Origin of the sequence: Labrenzia sp. THAF82 (assembly GCF_009363435.1) — a bacterium.
In the GTDB taxonomy this organism is placed as follows: Bacteria; Pseudomonadota; Alphaproteobacteria; order Rhizobiales; family Stappiaceae; genus Roseibium; species Roseibium porphyridii.
Genome location: NZ_CP045354.1, coordinates 53,819 through 78,854, shown reverse-complemented (window position 1 = coordinate 78,854; position 25,036 = coordinate 53,819). Strand labels below are relative to the sequence as shown.

Genomic DNA, 25,036 nt, shown 5'->3' with positions numbered 1-25,036 from the left:
CATCGTATTAACTGTTAAATGATTTGTTCCTGAACAGTGCGCAAATTCGTCGATGGCCGACCTCGATCAGTTCGAAATCTCGAGCTAGTAAATAGTTGATTACTGGAACAAGTGTGCTTTCCTGTCTAACGCCTCGTTCAAATCCAAGATCGGCAGTAATATACTCGATTTTGTCTAAATTTTCCCCTATTCCATTCAATATTTCGGGCTCGGCACCTTCGGCTTCAAGTTTGAGGAGTTTGATTTTTCTATCTATGTATTGTTCTAGGCGCCGGCTCTGTACGACAACCATCTCATCATAATCCGGTGGCTCTATCAGGCTTGAATCGGCACCTTGGGAACTGACATAGAATGTCATCTCCCCGTCGCGATCCCAAAGTCCGACATTGTGGGCGACGCCCGGTTTTACATTTACCTGGAGACACGCAAATTCGTTCGGACTTGGCTCAAAACCGAAATAATCGACTTTGAGTTTATTGATCTCGAACCAGAGCTTAAAATCACCAACATTCGCACCGCAATCAAAAACGCAGTCTCCATCTTTGAAATCAATTTTCGAAAGAAAGTAGGCGGCTCCCAAGTTGTTCGCACGTGTTATAAGTCCGTTTGCGTAGGCAAGATGCCCTTGTCGTTCATGACAAAAGTTGTACGAGAAGTCGGGTAGAGTTTCATCGCGAACCGTATAAAAACATCCATTCCACTCTACGCGAACTGTCAGGTTCAGTTGACGGGCCTTTTTGTTGAACTGAACAGCATACGCTTCTCCACGAGCCTTCAGAATACTTTTTGTTAGGTGCCTAAGGCGACGATTTTTGAATTTTTGGATAATTTTCACGAAAGAGCTTCCACGGCTGTAGCGCGGCTTAGAACGCCTTCAAGTTTTTTGATCAGGGCTCTATTATCAAGGTACTGGACTGAGTGCTCCCTAGACTGCTTGGCGATCCGGCAAACATCGATTTCATCCTGTAGTGCGGATTTGATCAATCCCTGGAAACCGGCTTGATCCAACTCGTCGACTAAAAAGCCAGTTTCTCCATCGGTCACCAATTCTGGAATTCCGGCGTGCCGCGTTGAAAGCACCACGCAACCGCACGCCAAGGCCTCTTGAATTGCCGTAGGAGCTCCTTCGCCGTCGCCATTGGAGCCAGTTACCGAGTGTTGCAGAAAGAATTCGGACTTTCGTAGGTAATTCATCACTATGTCATGCGGTTGTTCGCCCAGAAATTGAACCTGATCTTCCATGTCATGCTCTTTGACAATCGCTAGACACTGTGTAAGCATCCGACCACCACCAATTATTGTTAGCCTCGCTCTCGGGTGTGTTTTTGCTTCGCGGCAAAAAGCCCCAACGGTGATGTCTGGCCGTTTTTTCTCGATGAGGCTTCCTACCGCTAAAAATGTGCCCTTGTTCTTTTGGCCGGGAACAAATTCGTCAGTGTTGACTCCGCTTGGAATGACGTGACTGTTAGGGTTTCTGATCCCGTACTGGGCGAGGTTGTTAAGAAGGTAGCGAGAAACGAAGAATGCTCCTTTTAGCTTTGGGACTGTACGCGCCAAGAACCGGCGTTCTTTTGCTGAGCTGAGGCGCGCTGTTGCATCATAGCCGCGGAAATAAGAATAGATCGGTATTCCCGTGCCGCTAATGCTTTCAGCCACTTCCGAGCCGATACAACCGAATTCGCAGAGCACGACATCGATCTTTTCAGCCTGAAGAAAGTTGATTATAGCAGAGCGTTCCGAACCATAGATGCCCCGGATTGGTAGTTTTCGGCGTTTTCTGACGAACGTCCCCAGCTTCACTTGAAGCTTGTGCCATGGAGATCTTGCGACATTGGTTCTAACAAGCAGATTGCGAGTGGAGCCCTGATTGCCTATCTCTTCAGTACAGCAGACACTTGCGCTACCTTCGAAAAGGTTTTCAATATGAAAGTTCACAAAGGTATGATGGGCTTCTCTATAGGCCGCGGTAAAAATGCAAATCTTTGTCAAATCGGTATCCTCTGACCGTTCACCAGCTTCGCTCTGTTAGGAAGAAGCGGCGTCTTTCATGAAAACTGTCCGATCACCAAATTTTAAAAATGGATTTCTTCTTCTTTCGAACCGCTCTAGTATTTGTAGATTGTGCAGAATTTGAGCGGGTAAATCCGAAGCCAATCTTTTGGTTTTCTTTTACTTGAAATTCCTGTGCATCCAAGTACTCCCGAATAACAGATTTGTATTGGTTGTTTTTGATATCTGCCTTCAGGTTTAGAAACTCCTGTACGACTGCTAGGTCAAGAAATGGGTAGCGCGCTTCCATGCCGAAGGAACCTGCGACCATTTCTTCCTTCGCAAGATAAGCGGCCTGAGTGCTTCCGTAGAAGGAGGACCAGGGAAAACGTCCGAGCAGACTGTTAGGGAACATGCCGCCAAAGTTGCTGTGCGCAAAGTATTTTCGTCCACCGTGGCCGTAGTCGGAATAGATTTCGTCGGCCCCGCTCCCAGAAAGATAAACTAGCGCGCCGTCATTTTTTGCCCTCATGCAGACGCCTGCGAGTATGAGTGCCGCGTTGTCTCTGTGGATACTTTTGCCCGAACTGAAGCTTTCGCCAGAATCGTTGACTATGTTGTATGGCTGATCTTCGACGTAGTTTTCAATCCATTCACGGAGTTCTTCTAGTTTTAGTTCAGTTTCATGGATTCTAATCGCTTGATTTCCTGAACGTTCCACCGCCTCGATCCGCCAATTGACAATGTCGGGATCTTCGCGCCCTTCAACAGTGACAGTCATAAAGCTTTTCTTTTGAGCGATCAGGGATGCAGTGATCGCCCCACTATCGTAACCGCTAGACATGCCAACAAAAGCTTTTCCACGCATGTGTTTGACGCGTTTTGCGACAGCCTGATCGAAGGCTGCCATCCAGTCGCTTGAGTCTGATTTGTATTGGGCGATGTTGAAGGTATAGATTTGGCGTTCAACAATTCTCGAGCCGTCGAGGCTCATTTCGATAAGGTGGTTGGGTTTAAGCTGTCTAATCTCATCAAAACCCAGAACTTCCAGGGGGTCTCGATAGCTAGCGAATCCAAATTCATCACCATGAGCGCCAAAAAACAAGGGTTTCGTTCCAAAACAGTCTCTTGCAACGGACACCAATTTATCTTTAAAGTCAGCGATAATTATCGCAAATTCGCCATCTAATTTGGCGAAGCATTCCGAGCCAAACTCTAAGTATAGATCAAAAAGGTAGTGAGCTTCACTGGCGTATTCTTCCGGACAATTGTATATTTCTCCATTGAACATTACGATTATGGTTTCGTCTTCGGATATATACGGCTGGGGAACATAGTTTCCCCGCATTGAGAGCAGGTTGTGGCAAAAGAACATGCCGCCAATTGTGTTACTTTGGGTATAGTCCGGGCCGCGCAAAGTCATAATCCGATTGAAGTCGGACGAAGTTGGGGCGATTGTTGAGAAAATAAAGCTGCACATCTGGGGCTGATTTTTACCTTTGCGCAGTGTGAACTGGTTGTGTGAAGTCGGAATCTATTAGTCGAGTTGAATATACCCCGACAAATCACAGATCTTAGGGGTATCCGCAATTGCGCCTCTGGCTCATAATTTGCACAGCTGCAATTCCGAAGCAAGCACACAATCCTGGGTGAAGTCTGGTGTTTGTGAGTGGGGGCGTGTAAAGCCGATCCAAGCTTGGTTTTTTCGCAGCGTTATTGCGAATGAAGGTCAGGGTAATCCACGGCTGACACGGCACAATACTTGGACCAAATGACACATTACGACAAGACTGTAGTGCTTTGCCATGTGCGCGACTTGGACTGCGTGCAGGACTTTCTACGCGACGGCTATCGGATCGCTGCCGGCACTGCGCATATTGCACACGAGTTGCGAATCCGACGAGTTGACTATCTTTGTTTGAGTAACTTCGTGTCCGATGATCTTCTCTCTGAAAACCTCGATCAGGCATGGCGTGTGCTGGAAGCCGTCTGCGGCAAGACCGAAGGGTCTTGGCCAGCAGATCTCAGATCGGCAGTGCTGACAAAGGTAGCGAAGGCTTTGCTTGCGTTCTATTTCAGGGAGCGTCTCAGGAATCGTCTTGAAACCGAAATCTATTACACAGCAGGCGATGCGCTCGATAGGTATCTACCAATTGAAAAGCCTGTACCTCTCTCTGCAGCTCCAGCAGCACCAGAATATAATCTGAGTGCTATCGAAGGGCCTGGAGTGATCTGGGGCCGGGAATACAGGCTGGACTTTCGCTCGCTGAGTGGCAAACAGTTACCCCTTTCTGAGGAGGGGCTGATAAACATTGCCATCAAACCATCACCTGGCAAGAAATCGGTGTCCTTGCATCGCATAGCGCTTCGGAGCGCTTGGAAACAAAGAACGTTTCGACCTAGCTTTGAAGTGGCGCTGGACGTGCCGAAAGCCCTTGTGCCCGACTGTGTGGAGCGACTCGACTTGTCGAACGTTGGTCTTTCCGCAACAGAGTATGATTATGTGCTGCAGACTATCCAGCAAGCGGCGACGGGTTTTTCATCGTATCGTGCTGCAATGGCGGGATTTCTGAAAAGGAACGGTTTGCCAAGGAGCGCCATTCTAAACCACGTTCGCGACGAAGGGTTGGCAGGCTTTGCGTCTGCCTTACACGAAACAAATGTCGAATGCCGTTTGTACAGTCACGGCGCGCTAATGTCCTATGGGAATACGCCTCGGCACAAGATTGTCGATACGATTGGCGCAGGCCACTTTAACAGCGCTCCTTCTATGTCTCACTTGGTGCCGCGTTCACCGCTTCAGGTTCAAAAATCCGACAACCGGCAAATGGTTGAGAAACTTCCACATGTCACCGTGCTTGCGAACGTGCCGACTGAAAATGGATCCACCTTCAAATTGTACTATGCGCCAAACTTCCTTCCCTGGCCGCAGAACCTTTGGGGTATATCGCCAAGTTGTTTCGACACGGTCCGGTGCATCGAAAAGTTCTGTGCAGTCGTTGCCGACATATCTCAAATCGAGTTATTTTTGCGGATTAAAACAACCACCAGAGACACAGCACAAAAGGGTCGATTTTTCGAAAATAGGGGACTCTACCCGCAAGATGTCCAGCATGTCCTGGACCCTTCCAATGGCATCATTGATGCGTCTTTCGGTTCGCACAAAACGTATTTGGAAAATGCGGATTTGGTTGTGACTGAGGGGCTAACATCTGTTATGTTTGACGCTCTTGAAGGCCGCAAACCCGTCCTTCTGCTTAACCGTTCAGCTCTTGTCGTGCCCTCGATGCCTGCCTGGTCGATCAAAGATCTGCTGGAAAGCGATGGGCGTGCGGCGGTTTATGCCGCTAGCCTCGACGACCCCTTGCGTAAAGTGATCGAAACGATACATCGCAAGCATAAAGGGCGACCATTGGTGGATAAAGAATTGGAGCGATACGTTTGGCTGCCATGACATCGACCAGCCAAGTCAGCGGTTTGTATTGAGCGCATCCACATACTTCAGAAAAACCTCATTTTCCATCGATGGTTGCCAGTCTCTCGAACTCGGATGCGATGTCCTGCCAGGTCCAACCGAAAACGAAGTCCTGAGCGAGCAGACCGATCCTGTTACGAAGTTCATTGTCTGTGACAAAATCGTCCATGCGTTTCGCCAAACCTTGAACGTCACCTTGCTCTAGCAGAAAACCAGTTTTGCCGTTGCGGATGGCATCTTCGTTACCGCAGTTCAGACTGCCGATTGTCGGCACAGCCAACAAACCCGCTTCCAAGTGAACAAAACCAAAACCTTCGAATGCATCGCCAACATTCTCTGAGGGCAGCAGATTAGCAATGGATGTCGCTACGATATGATTTTTTTCGTCCTCTGACACAAAGCCAGAGAATGTGATGTGATCGCTAATATCCGCATTGGCAACATAATCCATTACTTTCTTGACATAGCTATCATTGTGCGACTGCTCACCCACCACTACTAGGCGAACATCTTGCCCCTTCCTTATCAGTATCTCTAATGACTTTATGGCACTCATTACGCCTTTGCGAGGTTTCAGGCCGCCGACGACGCAGAAGTGGTTTTCAGCCAGTTGCTGGGTGGGTCGAGATATAGGACTGGGCAGAGCTGCAAGTGGCACAACATGAACTTTCTCAGAAATCTGAGGTAGTCGCGCCGACAGTCTTGCCTTTGTATAGTTGCTGACGGATATGATCGAGGCCGCAGCGCTGTATGCTTGCCGGTAAAGTTTTGATTTTTTGCAATCCAAGCATCGGATTGCATAGGTCCCGTGGATTACTAGCATCAATCGTTTTTTGAAGAGGATTGATGCGAAAGCACAAACTGGAGCGGAAAGCTCATCGGCGGCAACAATTATATCGGCTGCACGCCACCGGTGCCAATTTCTGAGCAGATCAACTATCAAGTCGCGCCTACGTACATTGAGGCGTCTATTGGATCTGATTTGAAAATCACTATTTTCGAGGTCTGTTTTAGAACTCAGATTGCTAATCGCTAGCTTAGTTTCGATATTCGCTCGTTGTGAAAGTGCCATGCGGAGCATCGAGCAGTATTTGCCCCAACCGTCTCTTTGATCTGCACGTGTTCCTACGATCAGGATATTCACACTCAAACCTTAACTTCGATGATCATTGCTGCAGAAAAAACTGAAGGCCAAACCGTTTTGAAGAATGGAATACCTTCATAACAGCAGATCGTTGATCGTTCTTCCAAGTCGAGCTGACGAAGCCACCACTTCATGTCACTGAGAGTCCAGAAGCGGAGATGTTCTCCTGGATGTGCTCGCCATTGCATTGGAAAGCGACCGAACAAAAGTCTTATTCGATAGGGGAAATAACCAGTGTTTGGGACGCTAAAAAAAACTGACTTATTTGTCTTTGAGATTGTCAGTTTGAGTATTTTTTCAGGATTAGGAAGATGTTCTAGAATCTCGCAAAGAAGTACGTGGTCATATCGTGAAAGCTCTCCAAAAAAGTTAGGATCAGATAGATCCATTTTTATTGGTTTAAACCCATTTTTTTTCAAGTAGTTAAGGCAAATCTCAGAGTTTTCCGTTGGAGTAGCTTGAACATTTTTGTTGTCTTGGATGTATTTAAGAATCTTCCCTTCGCCGCTAGCGATATCAAGGAGCGTTGAACCATCTTCGATACGTTCGGTCATCCATTCGGCGCGAAAAGACTGAAACGAATTGAGCGAATGGTCGAATTGTCCACCCTTTCGAATTTCCCAATAAGTATCGCTATTTTCAGAAATTTTGTTCATTTCTGGGGTGTAAAAAATAAGTCTAACTATCTCTCGAATAGTTTTTTTGATTTTTCTACGATACGTCTTCAATTTGTTGGGCATTTCGTCTTTTGTCTGAGGGAATGATGAATCAATTCTTGCGGTGGTGATCTTCGCTTTATAACAAGTCCGGAGAAAAGCGCTTTATTGCATTTTTCTTTGTGCTCCAATCATAAGTGTTGACAGGAAAGAAATTTGTTGGAATTGCCGCTGATTTTTGAGATCCCGCATAATGAGGCCCCAATAGGGTTTTTATCCTTGAGCTGGACTTTGCAGCAGCGTTTGCGTATTTGCCGTCCTCATCCGAAAGGAGAAGCGCGATTTGATCGTAAGTGGTCCTTTTGAGTATGAGCAAGCTGCGTCGGTTGTTGCTAACGGGTAGCATAATAGATGTTCGAAAAAACGTTGGCCAGTCTGGCCTATAAAATCCGGCGGAAGTTGGATCTCAAACTAATCAGTCTAAGTGGCATTCAACTCACGACCGATTTGCAGGATGTGCCCAAGGGCGTGCGGAAGCAGCTTTTTCAAAAAAGATATGAAAGCGAAGAATTGGAGCTGGTTCGCATGGCGTTGGAGCCTTCCGATCGCGTGCTGGAAGTTGGTGCCGGGATCGGGTTTATCGGAATCGCCTGCGCACAAATCTGCGGTGCCGACAGTATTTTGTCTTACGAACCGAACCCAGCGATGAAACGTGTCATTGAGAAGAACTATGCGCTGAATGGGCTGGAGCCGAATTTGCGCTGCAAAGTTCTGGCTGTTGAGGCGGGCGAGATTGAGTTCTTTTTTGATGAAAGCGTCTTGTCCTCATCATTGATCGACCGACAACATGGCGGTGCCACGCGCGTTCAGGCAGATGCCATTTCCACAGTGATCGAGGAATATGCACCATCGGTGATTGTGATGGATGCTGAAGGCGCTGAAATCGATCTTCTCCGGACATGCAATCTAGATGAGGTCAAAAAAATCATCATCGAGATGCATCCACATATCGTCGGGGCAGAGAAAATCGACGCACTGCGCAAGTATCTTTCCGACAAAGGCTTTTCGGAGATCAAGGCTCTGCGGAAATGCTATTATTATGATAGGTTGACCTGATTTTCAGGCTATGAAAGTCGCTAAATTTCCGAATTTAGCCGTTCATCATACTTGGCGACTATGCCAGTTTCTGAGTACTCACGCTCAAGCCAAGCTGCGCCTGCTTCCTTCACGTTTTGAGCTAGGTGTTTTTCGCAAAGCATGCGTTCTATGGACTCAACCAGTCCATCCACATCCCCACAGGGACTGAGCAGTCCCGTCTTCCCATGTTCGATCAACCAGCTCGGGCCGGGTGAAGCGGTGGCAACGACGGGTAAGCCGGCGTTCCAGCCTTCCAGGACGACGTTGCCGAGGGGTTCTTCGTCCGTGGGACAGAGAAGAATATCGGCGGCCTTCAAGAAAGAGGCCGGATCGCGCTGCCAACCAAGGAAATGGACCCGGTCTGTGACGCCGCGCTTTTTGGCGAGTTCCTTCATGTCGTCCAAAAGCTCACCATCGCCGATCAGCCAGGCGTGGACAGTCTCTGGAAGTCTCGCGACAGCTTCAATGGCAAGGTCGAACCGCTTGCGTTGCACGAAGCGGCCCAAATGGATCAGCACGGTCGCATTGTTCGGCGTGTTGTAATCCGCTCGGTTCACGGGCTGGAGGTTTTCCGGCAGCGGGTCGACAAAGTTGCTGATCACGTGTGCCCGTTCCTCGGGCCAGCCCATTTCTACAGCCTGACGGATGATCTCAGGCGTGTTGCCAATGAGTTGCTCCACATTGCCGTATGTGTGAAAGCCGTCCGGCCAGTCGCCAAGACGCAGGAACGTGCGCATGTCTGGGCCGGGCTTCGGCAGCCATTTGCTTGCGGGGCTCATCCAGCCCATGGTCACGCGCGCTCCGAAGCCTTTGATCTGACGCGCGATGTTCCAGCGAATGACATGGCGCTTGATGTGTGATCGGCTGAACGTCAGCTCGCGCACCTGGCAGTGTTCTGCGAGTTCGTCCCGCCAGGGCCGATCCTTGCGAACGAAGGCGATCTGTTCGACGCCCCGTTTGGCAAATGCCCGCGTGAGGCGCACGAAGAACCTCTCCGCACCGCCGTCAACGCCAAGGTGAATATGGGCAAGCTTCTTCAGTTGCAGCGGCGCATCAGTGGCCATCGATCACATCATAATAGTTGTGGGCACGGCCAAGCAGGCCACGCAAATTGCCGGACCCTTTCATCAACCGGATCAGGCCATAATAGTAAAGTTTTTCACCACGCTTCTTGGCAAAGGGTTTCAATAAGAAGCCAACAAGTGTTGCCAGCGACCCAAGGAACATGCGTCTGAAGCTTTTGGGGATGAAATGCAGCGCTGCTTTCGGCCGTCCTTCGCGCAATACTATGTTGAATGCGCCGGAGGTTGCAGCCATGTGCATGCGGCTGAGAAGCCGCCCGGTGGTGACACGTGAAGCTGGAATGTCTTCTTCCACAAAGGCATCGTCCACCCAGATCATTTTGACACCGGCTGCGTGTGTGCGGCGAAAAAAGTCGATGTCCTCGCTGCCGAATGTCAGGCGTTCGTCAAAGCGAAGGCCAAGGCCGCTGTTGGCGACAATGCGAGCGCTCATCAATATGTTGTTGGTCGGTGCCTCTGTTATTTCCGTACCGGTCGGCCGTGGCTTGAGCAGCTGCGACTTCCACCAGTGCGGCGCAGGTTTTTCGTAGATCCGGCGAACCGGACCATTGGCGACCTCAGCATCAAACGCCGTGCAAGCGGATAGCAGTTTTTCGATCCAGTCCGGTTCGGCACGTTCATCGTCATCGATGAGGGCAATCCAGTCTGGTTCCTGCTCAAGTGCAGCTTCCAGGGCGCTGTTGCGCGCGAACGGAATGCCTTTGCGTTTCTCGGCAGAAAAATGGACAGGCACGCTAAGTTTTTCCCGCACTTCTTCTGCCGTGTTGCCGGTAAAATGCGGCTTGGTTTCGTTTTCAACGACAACCACCGACAATTCGGTCCCCGCCGGCCTGACCAGCCTTTCAAGGCTTTCAAGGCAGGACATCAGCATCTTGGGCCGCTGCGCGGTGCAAACGGCAATGACCAGTTTCTGGGTCATGAGAAAAGCGCGATCATTCCATCAGGGTTGGATGTGTTCGGGCAGGGTTTGGCGTAACTGGTGACCGCTGTCAAAGGGTTTCCGGTCTTCGCCCCTTTCTATGTGCTCCAAGCCGCGCTAGGTTTCATGTTTAACCCTTTAAAAGCACCGCGAAAATCGTGGGCGTGTTCTGGGAGGAAACACATGAAGGGCATGATGATGCACCGTCCGCTGAAAATCGCGGACCTCATCACGTTCGCAGCGGAAAATCACCCGTCTGCAGAGCTCGTTTCCGTGCGGACCGAAGGTGATATCCATCGGACGACCTACCGGGAAACTGCCGGCCGGATTGCACAGCTTGCGCATGCTTTGAAAGCGCTTGGTGTGACAGAAGGAGACCGGGTGGCAACGCTCGCCTGGAACGGTTATCGGCATTTTGAGCTTTACTACGCCATATCCGGATCAGGTGCTGTTTGCCACACCATAAATCCGAGGCTGTCGGCCGAACAGATGACCTACATTGTCGGTCATGCCCAGGATCGGGTTCTCTTTGTGGACCTGACCTTTGTGCCGATTGTTGAAAAGCTGCGCGCGCATCTGCCGGACAATCTGCAAATCGTCGTGATGACAGACCGGGCGCACATGCCTGAGACAACACTTCAAGGCGCGCTTTGCTATGAAGAGCTTCTGGACGGACAACCGCAGGAAATCGACTGGCCGGACTTTCCAGAAGATCAAGCTGCCGGTCTTTGTTATACCTCCGGCACAACGGGAAATCCAAAAGGCACGCTGTTTTCGCACCGTTCAACGGTCTTGCATGCGTTAAGTCTGTGCGTGACGATCCCCAAGGTCTTGCGCGAAGGCGTTCGTATTCTGCCTGTCGTTCCCCTGTTTCATGTCAATGCCTGGGGGCTTCCCTATGCAGCGCCTCTGGCAGGCGCCAGCCTTATTTTTCCAGGTGGGGCGCTCGATGGCAAAAGCCTGTTCGATCTGATGGATGGTGAAAAGGTTGTGTCGGCCTGGGGTGTGCCGACGGTTTGGCTCGGGCTCTTGAACGAGATCAACCAGCGCGGTCACTTACCGGACAGATTCTCGGATATTGTGGTGGGCGGGTCCGCCGCCTCCCGGTCCTTGATTGAGGCCTTTGAACAAAAAAACGTCAACGTCTGTCATGCCTGGGGAATGACGGAGATGAGTCCGCTGGGCACGCAGTGCAATCTGCCGCCGTCCATGGATGAAATGCCGCTTGATCGGCGCGTCGACCGAAAACAGTCTCAGGGCAGGCGTGTATTCGGGGTTGATCTCAAAATCGTTGACGACAATGGCAATCGTCTGCCGCATGACGGCTCAACTCCCGGCCATCTTTATGTGAGGGGCAACACGATCACCTCCGGATATTTTGAAAACGAAGAAGCGTCCAAACCTGTTTTTGACGCCGAAGGCTGGTTTTGCACTGGCGACATTGCATCCATTGATCCCGATGGTTTCTTGCAGATTACCGATCGTTCCAAGGATTTGATCAAGTCGGGCGGTGAATGGATCAGTTCGCTGGATCTTGAAAACATCGTCATGTCGCATCCTGGCATCGCCAACTGTGCCGTTATTGCTGTGCCCGACCCGAAATGGGATGAGCGCCCGATGCTTATTGTGCAAGCCCGTGAGGACGCGCAGCCTCAAAAACAGGATATCTTGGACCGGCTCGCCGAACGTGTCGCCAAATGGCAGCTGCCGGACGATGTCGTATTTGTGGATGCACTTCCGCTAACCGCAACAGGCAAGGTCTCAAAACTCACGTTGAGAAAACACTATTCTGAGGAGACGTCATGAGGCCTGACAGCGTGTTCGGCCTGGAAGGACGGATTGCTCTTGTTACCGGCGGGGCAACAGGCATCGGCAGAATGGCTGCCGAAGGACTGATAGCCGCCGGTGCAAAGGTTTTTATCGCCAGCCGCAAGGAAGAAGCGTGCACGGCGGAAGCCGATGCTTTGAATGCGCTGGGGTATTCAGGAAAGGCAATCGGATTTGGTGGAGATGTCTCGAGCGAAGAAGGCATTGACGCACTTGTAAAACTGCTCGGCGACAGAACGGACAGGCTGAACATTTTGATGAATAATGCGGGCACCAGTTGGGGCACGCCGCTGGGAGCGTTCCCCTATCACGCCTGGGACCGGGTGATGCGGGTCAATGTCACCGGCCTTTTCCATCTAACGCAATCGCTGCTTCCGCTGCTGGAAGCCTCTGCAAACGACGACGATCCTGCGCGCGTTGTCAATGTGGGTTCCGTGATGGGCGAAACGGCGCACGGTGACAGGGCCTACAGCTATGCGGCTTCCAAGGCGGCTGTACATCATTTGACGCGTATCCTGGCCAAGGAACTTGCCGAAAAGCGCATCACGGTGAATGCGCTGGCGCCCGGTCCTTTCATCAGCAACATGACGGCATTCGCCACTGCGGACGAGGAAATCCGCAACCGGGTCGGGGCGCAGGTCCCGCTGGGCCGTGTCGGGCGGCCGGAGGATATTGCCGCGGCATTGCAGTATCTGTGCGGGCCAGGCGGCTCTTACGTGACCGGGGCTATTCTGCCGATCAGCGGCGGCATCAATGTCGAAACGGGCCCGGACCTTTTCCAGGAGGCGTATGAGTGACTGGAATGTTGTCCGCTCAGGCACTCACGATCGAGGAACTGGAAGAAAAGATCGGTCAGGAAGTCGGTGTTTCCAACTGGCAGCAGATCGATCAAGCGACGATTGATGCTTTCGCAAGTTTCACGAACGATCACCAGTTCATCCATGTCGATCCGGAAAGAGCGGAGAAAACACCCTTTGGTGGAACAATTGCGCATGGCTTTCTCACGCTCTCGCTGCTCTCCTCAATGGCGCAGGAAGCGCAACCGAAAATCATCGGTTCGCAGATCGGCATTAACTACGGATTCGACAAGGTCCGCTTTCTGACACCAGTTCGTAGTGGAGACAGCGTGCGCGGACGGTTTGTGCTTGCCGGATTGTCACGGTCAAAGACCGGCGAAATCGATGTTGTTTGGGATGCCACAGTGGAGATTGCAAACGCCCGGCGCCCGGCGCTGGTCGCGAGTTGGCTCAATCGGTTCTACCTCACGAAGGATCCGGAGGTCGCAGCATGCTGAAGGACCGGCGATTGCCAGCTGTGCTGCAAAACTTGCGATTGCCTGCAGTGGCAGCCCCTCTTTTCATTGTGTCCTGTCCCGAGTTGGTTGTTGCACAATGCACATCGGGCATTGTCGGTAGCTTCCCGGCTTTGAATGCACGGGATGAGCCGGGAGGGCCGGTGATGCTCGAGGTCTGGCTTCAAAAGATCACCGAAGCACTGGACCGACACAATCAGGCGAACCCCGACCGTCCCGCAGCGCCATTTGCAGTCAACCAGATTGTTCACCGGTCCAATGAACGATTGGCAAGAGATGTTGAAATCTGTGCGCGCTGGAAGGTGCCGATCTGGATCACCTCCATGGGCGCGCGTGTGGAGGTTAACGACGCCGCCCATTCTTGTGGTGGCATTGCCTTGCACGACGTTATCAACAACACCTACGCGCGCAAGGCAGTCGACAAGGGAGCCGATGGTCTGATCGCGGTTTGCGCGGGTGCCGGCGGTCATGGCGGGCCTCAATCGCCATTTGCGCTCGTGCGGGAAATTCGAGAGTGGTTCGACGGCCCGTTGCTCTTGGGCGGCGCTGTCTCGACCGGCGAAGCGCTTTTGGCGGCAAAGGTCCTGGGTGCTGATTTGGGTTACGTCGGATCGCCGTTTGTGGCGACAGACGAAGCCAATGCCGAACAGGACTACAAGGACATGATGGTGTCCGGCGGCGCAGAAGACGTAATGACGTCAAAGCTCTTCACCGGGCATCCTGCAAACTACCTGAAAGAGTCCATTCGGAAAGTGGGGCTCGATCCGGAAGCGCTTCCCGGATCCTGGGAAGTCAGCGTGATGCCCGATGACAGCGAGCTGCCCAAAGCCTGGCGCGAGATCTGGGGTGCGGGACAGGGCATCGGCTCGATAAAGTCCGTCGGTCCTGCGTCTGAAGTGGTCGACAGGCTGGAGACGGAGTTTCTCGCCGCCCTGGCCCGGTTGCGTGCAGATTTGATGTGAGGGAGAGAGATATTGACCAACATGGATCTGGGTATCTCTGACCGGGTGCGCCCGTTGATCGAAAACGTTCGGCTAATGGTTGAAACCGAAATTGCGCCACTCGATCAGGAATATCATGAAGAGGTCGGTCGCCATCCGAGCGGCAACCGTTTTTTGATGACAGAGCGGCAACTGGAAATCCTCGACCATCTGAAAGCTTTGGCGAAACAACGTGGACTTTGGAATTTCTGGCTCACCGACAGCGAGCGAGGTTTCGGGCTGACGACGGTGGAATATGCTTATCTGGCAGAAGAGATGGGAAAAGCCGGAATCGCGGCAGAAGTATTCAACTGCAACGCACCCGATACCGGCAACATGGAGGTTCTGGAACGATATGGTTCCGACGCTCACAAACTGCGTTGGCTGAAGCCGCTGCTGGAAGGGGAGATACGGTCGGCTTATCTGATGACAGAACCAAACGTCGCTTCCTCCGACGCCGTCAATGTGGCGCTTGAGGCGGTGCACGACGGTGAAGCGTGGGTGCTCAATGGCGAAAAATGGTGGGCGACGGGCGCAGGCGACCCGCGATGCAGCCTCTATATCGTAATGGCCAAAACCGATCCGGAAGCACAAAAGCACTCCCGTCATTCCATGTTTCTTGTGCCCGCTGATGCAGCGGGCATTGAAATCCTGCGCCCCATGCGGGTCTTTGGGGCGGACGACGCCCCTCACGGCCATATGCATATTCGTTTTACCGATGTGCGGGTGCCTGAAACCGATCTGGTCCTGGGACAGGGGCGCGGCTTTGAAGTGGCGCAGGGGCGTCTAGGTCCGGGCCGAATTCATCATTGCATGCGGGCGATTGGTCAAGCAGAAAAGGCTCTGGAACTTTTGTGCAAACGTGCCTTGGGACGCGAAGCCTTTGGCAAGAAACTGGTTGATCTGGGCGCGAATTACGACATCATCGCCAATGCGCGCATGGAAATCGAAATGGCCAGGCTATTGTGCCTGAAGGCGGCCTGGAAGATGGATACGGAAGGCACCCGTGCGGCCCAACCCTGGATCAGTCAGATCAAGGTTGTCGCGCCCTTGATGGCGCTCAAAGTTGTCGATGAAGCCATGCAGATGCACGGCGCTGCCGGCATCAGCCAGGATTTTCCGCTCGCCGGCATGTGGACCAATCTGAGGACATTGCGATTTGCCGACGGTCCGGATGCTGTTCATCGCCGTCAGGTTGCCCGAGCGGAATTGAAGAAACACACCAACAGCAAGGTGTGACCGGTGTCAGGCATGGAAAGTGACCTGGATATCGATGCAGCTGCCCTCTGGCTGGAGCAGCATTTGCCAGGCTTTGCGGGTCCGGTCCAGGCAGAAAAGTTCAATCGCGGGCAATCCAATCCGACGTTTCACCTCAAAGCGTCGTCTGGACACTATGTCTTGCGCCGAAAACCTCCAGGTGAGCTGCTCAAGTCGGCCCATGCTGTTGATCGTGAATTCAGGGTCCAAAGAGCGCTTGCCGGATCGGATGTGCCGGTCGCGAACATGCATATTCTGTGCGAGGATCGCGACATTATCGGCTCAGCTTTCTACGTGATGGAATGTGTCAGGGGGCGAAATTTCGACGATCCGCGTTTGCCGGAGCTGGATCGTGAAACCCGGGCTGGTATTTATGGTGAGATGAATCGGGTTCTGGCCGCCATACACACAATTGATTTGTCGGCGCGCGGCCTTTCGGACTTCGGCCCTGAAGGAAACTATTACCGTCGGCAGATCGACCGGTGGAGCAAGCAGTATCGTGCCAGCGAGACAGAACCCATTGCCGCGATGGACGCGTTGATGAGCTGGTTGGACAACAACGTTCCGGACGACGATGGAATCCGGACGCTGGTCCATGGCGACTATCGCATCGACAATCTGTTGTTTGATGAAAATGGTTCTGCCTGTGTTGCAGTTCTTGATTGGGAGCTCTCGACGATCGGGCACCCGTTTGCCGATCTGGCGGCATTGATCATGCAATGGCAGCGTCCGCCCGGTGTGGAAGGGCGCGGTCTTGAAGGCGTTGACAGGTCAGCATTGGGCCTGCCGGAGGATCAGGCCTTCATCGACAGGTATTGCGAACGCATGGGATTGCCTGGCATCCCCGGTTTTGGCTTCTACCTTGCCTTCTGCTTTTTCCGGATGGGGGCCATCTTGCAAGGTGTCAAGAAACGGGCGTTGGACGGCAACGCCTCCAACCCGGCACTTGGACTGAAACTCGGGGCCAGTGTCCCGGATTATGCGTCTGGTGGTCTTGCAGCTGCTCGGACTGTCTGAGGGAGGGGGAGCCCGCCTCCTCAGGCCTTGCCGTTCATCTCCGCGAAAGTGCCACCGTCTATTGCCAGTTTGCGGAGAAGCTCCGGTACCTGCCAATAATAGCTGTCTTCCAGCGCATAGGCCTCAATCCGTTTGACGATTTCTGCCGCTCCTATCTGGTCTGCCGTGTGCATTGGGCCGCCGCGGAAACGCGGAAAGCCATATCCGAACAGAAACACGGCATCAATGTCGATAGGGCGCAGGGCGATACCTTCTTCCAAAACCCGGGTTGCTTCCAGGATCATCGCGGTCATGAAGCGGTCGGTGATTTCCTCAGCCTCAAACGGGCGTGGCGTCACACCGGCCTTGCCGCGTTCCGCGTCAATGATTGCAAGCGCATCCGGGTTGGGGTGTGGACCTTCGGGCCCGTAGAGATAGAAACCCTTTCCGGTTTTACGGCCAAACCACCCTTTTTCGCAAAGACTGTCGGCAATCGGGATGTATCTTTCCTCGGACGGACGTGTTGCCGCGCGACGTTTGTTGGCTGCCCAGCTGATATCAAGGCCTGCAAGATCGGCAACCTGGTAGGGGCCCATGGCAAAACCGAAACCGGTCATGGCCTTGTCGATCGCGTCAGGTGCAGCGCCATCCATCATCATGTAATCGGCCGCTTTCTTGTAAAACGTCATGATGCGGTTGCCGATAAAGCCGTCACAAACACCCGAACGTACGGCAATTTTCTTGAGTTTCTTGGCAAGGGAGAAACCCGTTGCAGCCGTCTCGGCACTTGTCTTGTCGGCGACGACGATTTCCATCAGTCGCATGATGTGGGCCGGTGAAAAGAAATGCAGTCCGAGAACGCTTTCAGGTCGACGGGTCGCGGCAGCAATCTGGTTGATATCGAGATAGGAGGTGTTGGAGGCCAGAACGGCCCCAGGTTTTGCGACGTCGTCGAGCCTTCCGAAGATGTCCTGCTTTACGCTCATGTCTTCAAACGCGGCTTCAATGACCATATCGGCATTGCTGAGGGCTGCGTAGTCGGTGTCGGTTTTAAGTTTCTCCGCAAGGATCTTGTCTCGCGCCTCGGCTGAAAGCTTGCCGCGTTTGACCGCGCCTTCAAGATTTCCGGCAATCGTCGTTCTGGCTCGCTCGAGCCCGGCTCCATCTCGTTCTGTCAGTGTGACCGGAAACCCTGCAAGCAGCGCGGCGGTCGCAATGCCTGAGCCCATGGTGCCACCACCAATCACGCCAATTTCGGTGATCTCTGATGGTGTCGCAGCGGCTTCCGGAACCTTTGCGACGGCGCGTTCTGCGAAAAAGGCATGGATGAACCCGGCGCGTTGGGGACTGTCCATGCATTGATTGTAAAGCCGTCGCTCTTCCTTGAGCCCCTGTTCAATTGGCAGCAGGCAAGCGGCGATGGCATCGACGCATTTGTGCGGCGAAAACAAGTGAGGCTGTCGTTTGCGAAGGGTTTCGCGTATGTCATCAAGAGCCCTGTCGTCTGCTTCAACGGCCAACGTTCCTGTTTTCCTGGTTTTGAGAATATTGCCGACAATCTCTTCAGCAGCTTGCAAAGCAACTTCGTGCGGGTCTCCGTCCTGAATTCGGTCGATGAGCCCGATTTCGAGAGCTTCATCGGCTGAAATGGGTTTGCCGCTGGTCACAAGGTTCAAGGCCGCGCCGATACCGGCCAGACGAGGGGCGCGTTGGGTGCCCCCTGCGCCTGGCAGGATGCCGAGATTGACCTCCGGAAAGCCAACCCTTGTCCCTTTCAGCGCAACGCGCGCATGACAGGAAAGCGCGACTTCCAGGCCGCCACCCAGAGTGGTTCCATGGAGAATACAGGCGATCGGCACCGGACTGTTTTCGAGAATGTTGCAGACTTCGGGCAGCCAGGGGTCTTGAGGCGGTTTGCCGAACTCTCTGATGTCAGCACCTGCGATGAAAGTCCGGCCCTGGCCGTAAATGGCGATTGCCTCTATGTCCGGCTCGTTTTGAAGCGTTGCAAGTGCTTGACAAAGACCTGACCTCACGGCGTGCGAGGCCGCGTTCACCGGTGGATTGTGGATGGCAATCAGAGCGGTCTGTCCATGCCGCTCGATTGAAACAACGTCATTCACACCGGTCTGCGAACCTGACTGCATAAATACCTCCCGTCGCCGCTCACCCGAACGGCTTTTGGCGGGATTGTCGGTCCCGCGTGAAACTTGTCAAGTTGACCAAAGGGAATCGCTTAAGTTGCTGCAGGCTTTGGCGAAGCTTTGGGTGAGAAGGCGCATCGGTCCGGTTTCAGATCCAGCAATGGTGTGCCGTCGAGACAATCAAGACCCCGCACAACCAAGGTTGCTCCGTCAACTGATACGAGTTTCGCCAGGACCGTACCTATCGGATTGGGTCTTACTGGAGATCTGAGGGCAAACGTGCCGAAAACACTGTCACTATGGCCCGGATTCTGTACCACGAGGTCACGCCGCGCCTTGTCGAGCCAATAAAGGATTTCGATCCGGTCGTAGTCCTCAATGCCTTTCAGTGCCGGAACCCAAGGCTCAAAGATCTCGATCCGGCATTCCGGTCCATCGATCTTTCCCTGCCTTGGACAGTCCTTGCGATCGCTCCAGGGTGTGTGGATTTTACCGATGAAACGAAGTCGGGCATCATCGGGGGCGGTCGTGGGAACCATGATTTCGTGGGGACGGACGTCGCTCATCTTGTATTGCCTGTTTGTTATGCCGACAGCCAGCGCACGGTACCCGTCTCTTCAAGGGAATACCCGCCAAGCGCTTCAGACTTGTCTTGAAAGTCCTGCGAGCGTGCAAATGCGAAAAGCGTCTGAACAGGCGCGGTGAAATAAGAGCGCCTGTCGATGAGAAGATCAAATCGTTCGTCGATCAGCGGTATGAAAGCAAGCTTGAATTGCCGAGCCATGGACTGGAGCCCAAGGGCGGCGTCTGCCTCCCCGGCAGCCACCATGGCCGCAGCTTCGTTTTCCGTGTGAGCGTAATCCTTGCTGCAGGCAAGGTCGTTTTCACTCAGTCCTTCATCGTCAAGAAGTCTGGAGAACAGCAATGCAGCGCCTGCCCCTGGTTGCCGCATGGCAAACCGCTTGCCCCTTAAGCTGGCGATGGACGGAACACTGGCTTCGTCGTCGGTCGAAACAAGAAGACCACGTTTTCGTACAGCCCAGGCGATCAGAACGGTGTCGGAAACGCCAAGTGTCTCCACCGAACCAATGTTCCAGCCATTCTCTTCCGGCAGATGAATGCCTGCGAGCGCGGCTGTGCCGGCCTCGAATTTTGTCAGGCCGTCTCGGCTTCCGTTGCACAGCGTTGCCAAACCGCATCCGCAAGCCCGGATTGCCCAATCCAAAAGGGGGTCATGAGATCCTGCCAGCACATCAGGCCGCACAGCAGGCTTGATTTCGCCGGATCCTTCGATCCAGGCATGAAGTTCGGCAGATGGAAACAGAAGTTTCCCGGTGATCCGCCGGTGGGGAATTTCATCTGCAGCTGCAAGATCATAGACCTTGCGCTCTTTGACCCGCAACAGGTCGGCCACTTCCTTGGTGGTCAAGAACTGGGGGGCGGAGGGTTCGTTTTCCGGCAACATCTGTCCTGCTTTTTGTCGGAACACTAACGGTCAATCAGCGCATCGCACAAGCCTAGCAGCGAAGGCAGCCTGTGTTGTGAGGTTGCGCAGCTCAGACCTTGCGCGGCACCGAGCTGAGCTTTTAAAGGCAAGAATGGGTCTTTGCCGAGAAAATTTTCCTGATTTGCGCAAAAAACGGAGAAATGTGTTTTTCTCAAGCGGTTATCGCGAGAGGAATTGTCACGCCAAATTGGTCTTGGTAATGATTTCTTCATGAAGGCAAAAAAGGCCTCGCTAAAAAAGCGGCAATAGCCTCCGGGGGTAACAAGAACAATATGGAATACTTTCTTCAGCAGCTGATCAATGGCGTGACGCTGGGTTCGATCTATGGCCTGATCGCCATCGGCTACACGATGGTGTACGGCATCATTGGAATGATCAACTTTGCTCATGGTGATATTTTCATGGTCGGCGCGTTTATCGCGCTGATTTTTATTGTAACCCTCGGCATTACGGCATCCTTGCCCGTGGCGCTTTTGATTCTGGCACTGATCGGTGTCCTGATCGTATCCATGGCGCTGACGGCTGCCTGGGGTTGGACAGTTGAACGCATTGCCTATCGGCCCTTGCGCGGCTCGTTCCGCCTGGCGCCGCTGATCACCGCGATTGGCGCATCCATTGCTCTGCAAAACTTCGTCCAGATCTCTCAAGGCGCACGTAACAAGCCTCTGCAGCCGTTGATTTCCGGCGGTTTTACACTGACTGACGGCGGTGCCGACGGATCCGGGTTCATTGTCCAGCTGTCCTACACCCAGATCCTAATCATCCTGGTCACCGTGGCTCTGATGATCGGTTTCACGCTGCTCATCAGCAAAACGTCTCTCGGACGCGCGCAACGTGCATGCGAGCAGGACCGCAAGATGGCGTCCTTGCTCGGCATCAATGTCGACCGGACGATTTCGCTGACCTTCGTCATGGGTGCTGGTCTCGCCTCGGTCGCCGGCTTGATGTTCCTGCTCTACTACGGCGTGATCGACTTCTACATTGGCTTTCTTGCAGGCGTTAAAGCCTTCACCGCAGCGGTGCTTGGCGGGATCGGATCGCTGCCTGGTGCAATGCTGGGCGGTTTGTTGATTGGCCTGATCGAAACGTTCTGGTCCGGCTACTTCTCGGTCGAATACAAGGACGTCGCCGCTTTCTCCATCCTTGCAATCGTTCTGATCTTCATGCCCGAAGGTCTGCTCGGCAAGCCGGAAGTGGAGAAGGTCTGATCCATGTCAGTGAAATCCGATAACTTCTTCATGGATTCGGTGAAGGATGCAGCGGCGGGTGGCTTGATTGCGCTCGCACTCTTTGCAGTCCTCATCGGCATGAAGGCTGAAGTCGCCAGCGGCCTTGGGGGGCAGCTCGGCATCGTCTACCGCTGGGGAGCTGTTGCTGTTGCGGTGGCCATCGTTTTCGGCGGTCGTCTGCTTCTGAACCTCTTCGTCTGGAAAGCGGAAACACCCGTGACTCAGACGGCCGGCAGCCTGATGCCGAATTTGCAGTCGCTTGCGCCGCTCGGCAAATACGCCATGCCGATCTTCCTGGTGCTGGCGGTGGTTCTGCCGTTTCTGCTGATGTCCGCTTATGGCGCACGCGGCTCAAGGCAATATCTCGACCTTGCCATTCTGGTGACAACTTATGTCATGCTTGGCTGGGGATTGAATATCGTCGTCGGACTGGCCGGTTTGCTCGACCTTGGTTACGTCGCATTCTACGCAGTCGGAGCTTATTCGTACGCGTTGTTGGCGGAGTACTTCGGCTTCTCCTTCTGGATCTGCCTCCCGCTCGCCGGCATTCTGGCGGCATTCTGGGGCATCATTCTCGGGTTTCCGGTGTTGCGATTGCGCGGTGATTATCTCGCTATCGTAACCTTGGCATTCGGTGAAATCATTCGGGTCGTCCTGCTCAACTGGTATGAGTTCACCGGTGGTCCTGACGGCATCTCCGGCATCCCGCGCCCGAGCTTCTTCGGCATCGAATTCACACGAGGGGAAGGCGGGTTCGCGGACACGTTCGGACTGGAATTCAGCTCGATCCACCGCATCATCTTCCTTTATTACCTCATCCTGCTGATGGCGCTGATCACGAACTTCGTGACGATGCGGCTTCGCAAACTGCCGGTTGGACGCGCCTGGGAAGCTTTGCGCGAAGATGAAATTGCCTGTCGCTCGCTCGGCATCAACACCACCAACACCAAGCTGACCGCATTTGCTCTCGGTGCGATGTTCGGTGGTTTTGCCGGATCTTTCTTTGCGACACGCCAGGGGTTCATTTCCCCGGAGAGTTTCACCTTCATCGAATCGGCGGTGATCCTCGCAATCGTCGTGCTGGGCGGCCTTGGCAGCCAGATCGGCGTTGTCATTGCTGCGATCGTGATGATTGGCGGATTTGAGTTTTTCCGCGGCCTGGAAGAATACCGCATGCTCGTTTTCGGTCTCTTGATGGTCATCATCATGGTCTGGAAACCTCGCGGCCTGATCTCCACCCGTAATCCTTCGATCACGTTGAGTGGCAAGAAAGGCAAGGGGATCAGTTCCGATCTGGTGCAGGAGGGTCACGGATGAGCTCCTGGGACAACAACCCCGTCCTGACAATCGAGCACCTGACTATGCGCTTCGGTGGATTGGTTGCGGTGGACGATCTGTCCTTCAATGTCGGCCGTGGGGATATCACGGCCCTGATCGGACCGAACGGCGCCGGCAAGACGACGGTGTTCAACTGCGTCACGGGCTTTTACAAGCCAACGGAAGGCCGGGTGGTGATGAACCGTTCCAACGGGGAGCACTATCTCCTGGAGCGCATGCCCGATTTTCAGATCTCCGCGCGTGCAAAGGTTGCCCGGACGTTCCAGAACATTCGCCTATTCGGCGGGATGACGTTGCTGGAAAACCTGATGGTGGCACAGCACAATCCACTCATGGTGGCTTCAGGGTATTCGGTGGCGGGTATCTTCGGCCTGTCATCGTTCCGGAGCGCTGAACGCGAGGCTGTCGACAAGGCTCGCTACTGGCTGGAAAAAACCGCTCTGATTGATCGTGCCGACGCGCCTGCAGCTGATTTGCCTTACGGTGATCAACGCCGTCTTGAGATCGCAAGAGCCATGTGTTCCGGTCCGGAACTTCTTTGCCTTGACGAGCCGGCCGCCGGCCTGAATCCCAAGGAAAGTGCTGAACTGAATTCCTTGCTTCAGTATATCCGCAAGGAGCACGACACCTCGATCCTTCTGATCGAGCATGACATGAGCGTTGTCATGGAAATTTCCGATCACGTGGTGGTGCTGGATTACGGTGAAAAGATTTCTGACGGCACAGCGCCAGAAGTGAAGGATGATCCCAAGGTGATTGCCGCCTACCTCGGCGTTCCGGATGAAGAAGTAGATGCAGTGGAAGAGGAGGTCGGCATATGACAACTCCGAGCCATTTGCTTGAAGTCCGCAATGTTGAAACCCATTACGGCAAGATTATCGCTCTGCGCGGTGTCGACCTGACGGTGGACAATGGAGAGATCGTCTCCCTGATCGGCGCTAACGGGGCTGGCAAGTCCACCCTGATGATGACCATTTGCGGAACGCCTCATGCCTCGTCAGGCGAGGTTCTTTATGACGGCGAAAACATCACACACATGCCGACGCATGAAATTATGCGAAAGTCCATTGCGCAGTCGCCTGAAGGCCGCAGGATTTTCCCACGCATGAGTGTGATGGAGAATCTCGTCATGGGTGCGGAAATGGCCGGCAACGAGGACGTTGACGGCAGCCTGGATCGGGCATTTGACCTGTTTCCACGTCTGAAGGAAAGACGCAACCAGCGCGGCGGCACACTATCGGGTGGTGAGCAGCAGATGCTCGCCATTGCGCGGGCACTCATGTCCAAGCCGCGTTTGCTTCTGCTCGATGAGCCTTCCCTGGGTCTGGCACCGATCATTGTAAAGCAGATTTTCGATGCGATCAGGGATCTCAACCAGAGCGACGGTCTGACGGTGTTTCTAGTGGAACAGAATGCCTATCATGCCTTGAAACTGGCGCACCGTGGATATGTGATGGTGAACGGCAAGATCACCATGTCCGGAACCGGCAAGGAACTGCTGGCGCGTGAAGACGTGCAGGCAGCTTACCTTGAAGGCGGGAGGCATTAGGAGGCGCGACATGGGTATTCTCTACGAAACGAACATAGGCGTCTTTTTGATCCTGCTGTGCGGGCTCGGAGGCGGTGCGGCCTGGATGACGGGACGTGCCTGCGCCAACACCTGGCGTCCGATTTTGGTGTTGTTGTGGTTCCTGTTCTTGTTGACGCTGGCAATCAGGTTCCTGACCTTTGCCCTTTTTGAAGGCTCGCTGTTGTCCGTGCACTATTTGATTGTGGACTATCTGGTTGTGCTTGCCTTCGGTCTCGGGGGCTGGCGCTATACGCGGACTAACCAAATGACAACACAGTATGTTTGGCTTTACCAAAAAACAGGTCCGTTCACTTGGCGGTTGCGTGAAGGACAATCTGACCGCTACGCTGAGGGCTGAAGAATTCCAGGGGCGCATATTGTGTGCCCATGGGGAACCGGCTGGGTTCTGGGCGAAATAAGATAAGAATCGTTCTGACCGCGGCCAAAGTTGAAGCAGGCGTTTTGGGAATCGCA

General features: G+C 53.5%; 23 protein-coding genes. 13 read left to right on the top strand and 10 right to left on the bottom strand.

Going from position 1 to position 25,036, the window contains the following annotated elements:
* Window positions 1–7: 7 nt before the first annotated feature.
* The 3 genes from FIV00_RS00345 to FIV00_RS00335 form a co-directional block, all read right to left on the bottom strand.
* Window positions 8–835: an FkbM family methyltransferase gene (locus FIV00_RS00345; protein WP_152498953.1), complete on the bottom strand. Its 828-nt coding sequence runs from the start codon at window positions 833–835 to the stop codon at window positions 8–10.
* Window positions 832–1,989, bottom strand: a complete 1,158-nt coding sequence (locus tag FIV00_RS00340) for a glycosyltransferase (protein WP_152498952.1) — start codon at window positions 1,987–1,989, stop codon at window positions 832–834. The genes FIV00_RS00345 and FIV00_RS00340 overlap by 4 nt, the downstream gene beginning before the upstream one ends.
* Window positions 1,990–2,062: 73 nt before the next feature.
* Window positions 2,063–3,469 carry an asparagine synthase-related protein gene (locus tag FIV00_RS00335; protein ID WP_152498951.1) on the bottom strand — a complete coding sequence of 469 codons (1,407 nt, stop codon included), beginning with the start codon at window positions 3,467–3,469 and terminating at the stop codon, window positions 2,063–2,065.
* 579 nt (window positions 3,470–4,048) lie between these two features.
* Here FIV00_RS00335 and FIV00_RS00330 point away from each other — a divergent pair.
* Window positions 4,049–5,443 (top strand): hypothetical protein, encoded by a 1,395-nt coding sequence (locus tag FIV00_RS00330; protein WP_152498950.1) that lies wholly within the window; start codon window positions 4,049–4,051, stop codon window positions 5,441–5,443.
* 58 nt (window positions 5,444–5,501) lie between these two features.
* Here the strand turns inward: FIV00_RS00330 and FIV00_RS00325 are convergent, their stop codons facing one another.
* Window positions 5,502–6,608 (bottom strand): glycosyltransferase family 4 protein, encoded by a 1,107-nt coding sequence (locus FIV00_RS00325; RefSeq protein WP_173005823.1) that lies wholly within the window; start codon window positions 6,606–6,608, stop codon window positions 5,502–5,504.
* A gap of 2 nt (window positions 6,609–6,610) precedes the next feature.
* Window positions 6,611–7,348 (bottom strand): class I SAM-dependent methyltransferase, encoded by a 738-nt coding sequence (locus FIV00_RS00320; protein ID WP_152498948.1) that lies wholly within the window; start codon window positions 7,346–7,348, stop codon window positions 6,611–6,613.
* A gap of 327 nt (window positions 7,349–7,675) precedes the next feature.
* On the opposite strand from FIV00_RS00320, the gene FIV00_RS00315 reads away from it, so the two are divergent.
* A complete protein-coding gene (locus tag FIV00_RS00315; RefSeq protein WP_152498947.1) occupies window positions 7,676–8,380 on the top strand; it encodes an FkbM family methyltransferase in 705 nt (234 codons plus the stop codon).
* A 20-nt stretch (window positions 8,381–8,400) separates the two neighbouring features.
* Here the strand turns inward: FIV00_RS00315 and FIV00_RS00310 are convergent, their stop codons facing one another.
* Together FIV00_RS00310 and FIV00_RS00305 are read right to left on the bottom strand one after the other, a co-directional pair.
* On the bottom strand, window positions 8,401–9,465 hold the full coding sequence (locus FIV00_RS00310) for a glycosyltransferase (protein WP_152498946.1): 1,065 nt from the start codon (window positions 9,463–9,465) through the stop codon (window positions 8,401–8,403).
* Window positions 9,455–10,402, bottom strand: coding sequence for a glycosyltransferase family 2 protein (locus FIV00_RS00305; protein ID WP_152498945.1), 948 nt, complete (start codon window positions 10,400–10,402; stop codon window positions 9,455–9,457). The genes FIV00_RS00310 and FIV00_RS00305 overlap by 11 nt, the downstream gene beginning before the upstream one ends.
* Window positions 10,403–10,585: 183 nt before the next feature.
* Here FIV00_RS00305 and FIV00_RS00300 point away from each other — a divergent pair, with 183 nt between their 5' ends.
* The 6 genes from FIV00_RS00300 to FIV00_RS00275 are packed head-to-tail and all read left to right on the top strand — an operon-like array spanning window position 10,586 to window position 16,795.
* Window positions 10,586–12,208, top strand: a complete 1,623-nt coding sequence (locus FIV00_RS00300; RefSeq protein ID WP_152498944.1) for a long-chain fatty acid--CoA ligase — start codon at window positions 10,586–10,588, stop codon at window positions 12,206–12,208.
* Window positions 12,205–13,026, top strand: a complete 822-nt coding sequence (locus tag FIV00_RS00295) for an SDR family oxidoreductase (protein ID WP_152498943.1) — start codon at window positions 12,205–12,207, stop codon at window positions 13,024–13,026. Before FIV00_RS00300 ends, FIV00_RS00295 begins: the two co-directional genes overlap by 4 nt.
* Before the next feature lie 5 nt (window positions 13,027–13,031).
* Entirely contained in the window at window positions 13,032–13,523 is a 492-nt protein-coding gene (locus tag FIV00_RS00290; protein WP_173006210.1) for a MaoC family dehydratase, read from the top strand.
* Window positions 13,517–14,503: a nitronate monooxygenase family protein gene (locus FIV00_RS00285; RefSeq protein WP_152498942.1), complete on the top strand. Its 987-nt coding sequence runs from the start codon at window positions 13,517–13,519 to the stop codon at window positions 14,501–14,503. The genes FIV00_RS00290 and FIV00_RS00285 overlap by 7 nt, the downstream gene beginning before the upstream one ends.
* A gap of 21 nt (window positions 14,504–14,524) precedes the next feature.
* The gene (locus FIV00_RS00280) at window positions 14,525–15,760 is read left to right on the top strand and encodes an acyl-CoA dehydrogenase family protein (protein WP_152504045.1); all 1,236 of its coding nucleotides are present in this window, start codon (window positions 14,525–14,527) and stop codon (window positions 15,758–15,760) included.
* 12 nt (window positions 15,761–15,772) lie between these two features.
* Complete coding sequence (locus FIV00_RS00275) at window positions 15,773–16,795, top strand: phosphotransferase family protein (RefSeq protein ID WP_152498941.1); 1,023 nt, start codon at window positions 15,773–15,775, stop codon at window positions 16,793–16,795.
* Window positions 16,796–16,815: 20 nt separating this feature from the next.
* On the opposite strand, the gene FIV00_RS00270 is transcribed toward FIV00_RS00275, so the two are convergent.
* The 3 genes from FIV00_RS00270 to FIV00_RS00260 all read right to left on the bottom strand — a co-directional run bounded on the left by FIV00_RS00270 (window position 16,816) and on the right by FIV00_RS00260 (window position 20,383).
* On the bottom strand, window positions 16,816–18,921 hold the full coding sequence (locus FIV00_RS00270; protein ID WP_152498940.1) for a 3-hydroxyacyl-CoA dehydrogenase NAD-binding domain-containing protein: 2,106 nt from the start codon (window positions 18,919–18,921) through the stop codon (window positions 16,816–16,818).
* An 89-nt stretch (window positions 18,922–19,010) separates the two neighbouring features.
* Window positions 19,011–19,484 carry a tRNA (N6-threonylcarbamoyladenosine(37)-N6)-methyltransferase TrmO gene (gene tsaA / locus FIV00_RS00265; protein ID WP_152498939.1) on the bottom strand — a complete coding sequence of 158 codons (474 nt, stop codon included), beginning with the start codon at window positions 19,482–19,484 and terminating at the stop codon, window positions 19,011–19,013.
* Between the two features lie 17 nt (window positions 19,485–19,501).
* Entirely contained in the window at window positions 19,502–20,383 is an 882-nt protein-coding gene (locus FIV00_RS00260; RefSeq protein ID WP_152498938.1) for a substrate-binding domain-containing protein, read from the bottom strand.
* Between the two features lie 314 nt (window positions 20,384–20,697).
* Between FIV00_RS00260 and FIV00_RS00255 the strand changes: the two genes are divergently transcribed.
* The 5 genes from FIV00_RS00255 to FIV00_RS00235 are packed head-to-tail and all read left to right on the top strand — an operon-like array spanning window position 20,698 to window position 24,920.
* A complete protein-coding gene (locus FIV00_RS00255) occupies window positions 20,698–21,633 on the top strand; it encodes a branched-chain amino acid ABC transporter permease LivH (protein WP_152498937.1) in 936 nt (311 codons plus the stop codon).
* Window positions 21,634–21,636: 3 nt separating this feature from the next.
* Window positions 21,637–22,971, top strand: a complete 1,335-nt coding sequence (livM, locus tag FIV00_RS00250; protein ID WP_152498936.1) for a high-affinity branched-chain amino acid ABC transporter permease LivM — start codon at window positions 21,637–21,639, stop codon at window positions 22,969–22,971.
* Complete coding sequence (locus FIV00_RS00245) at window positions 22,968–23,813, top strand: ABC transporter ATP-binding protein (RefSeq protein ID WP_152498935.1); 846 nt, start codon at window positions 22,968–22,970, stop codon at window positions 23,811–23,813. Before livM ends, FIV00_RS00245 begins: the two co-directional genes overlap by 4 nt.
* Window positions 23,810–24,541, top strand: coding sequence for an ABC transporter ATP-binding protein (locus FIV00_RS00240; RefSeq protein WP_152498934.1), 732 nt, complete (start codon window positions 23,810–23,812; stop codon window positions 24,539–24,541). The genes FIV00_RS00245 and FIV00_RS00240 overlap by 4 nt, the downstream gene beginning before the upstream one ends.
* A 10-nt stretch (window positions 24,542–24,551) precedes the next feature.
* Entirely contained in the window at window positions 24,552–24,920 is a 369-nt protein-coding gene (locus FIV00_RS00235) for a DUF6867 family protein (protein WP_152498933.1), read from the top strand.
* Window positions 24,921–25,036: the final 116 nt, after the last annotated feature.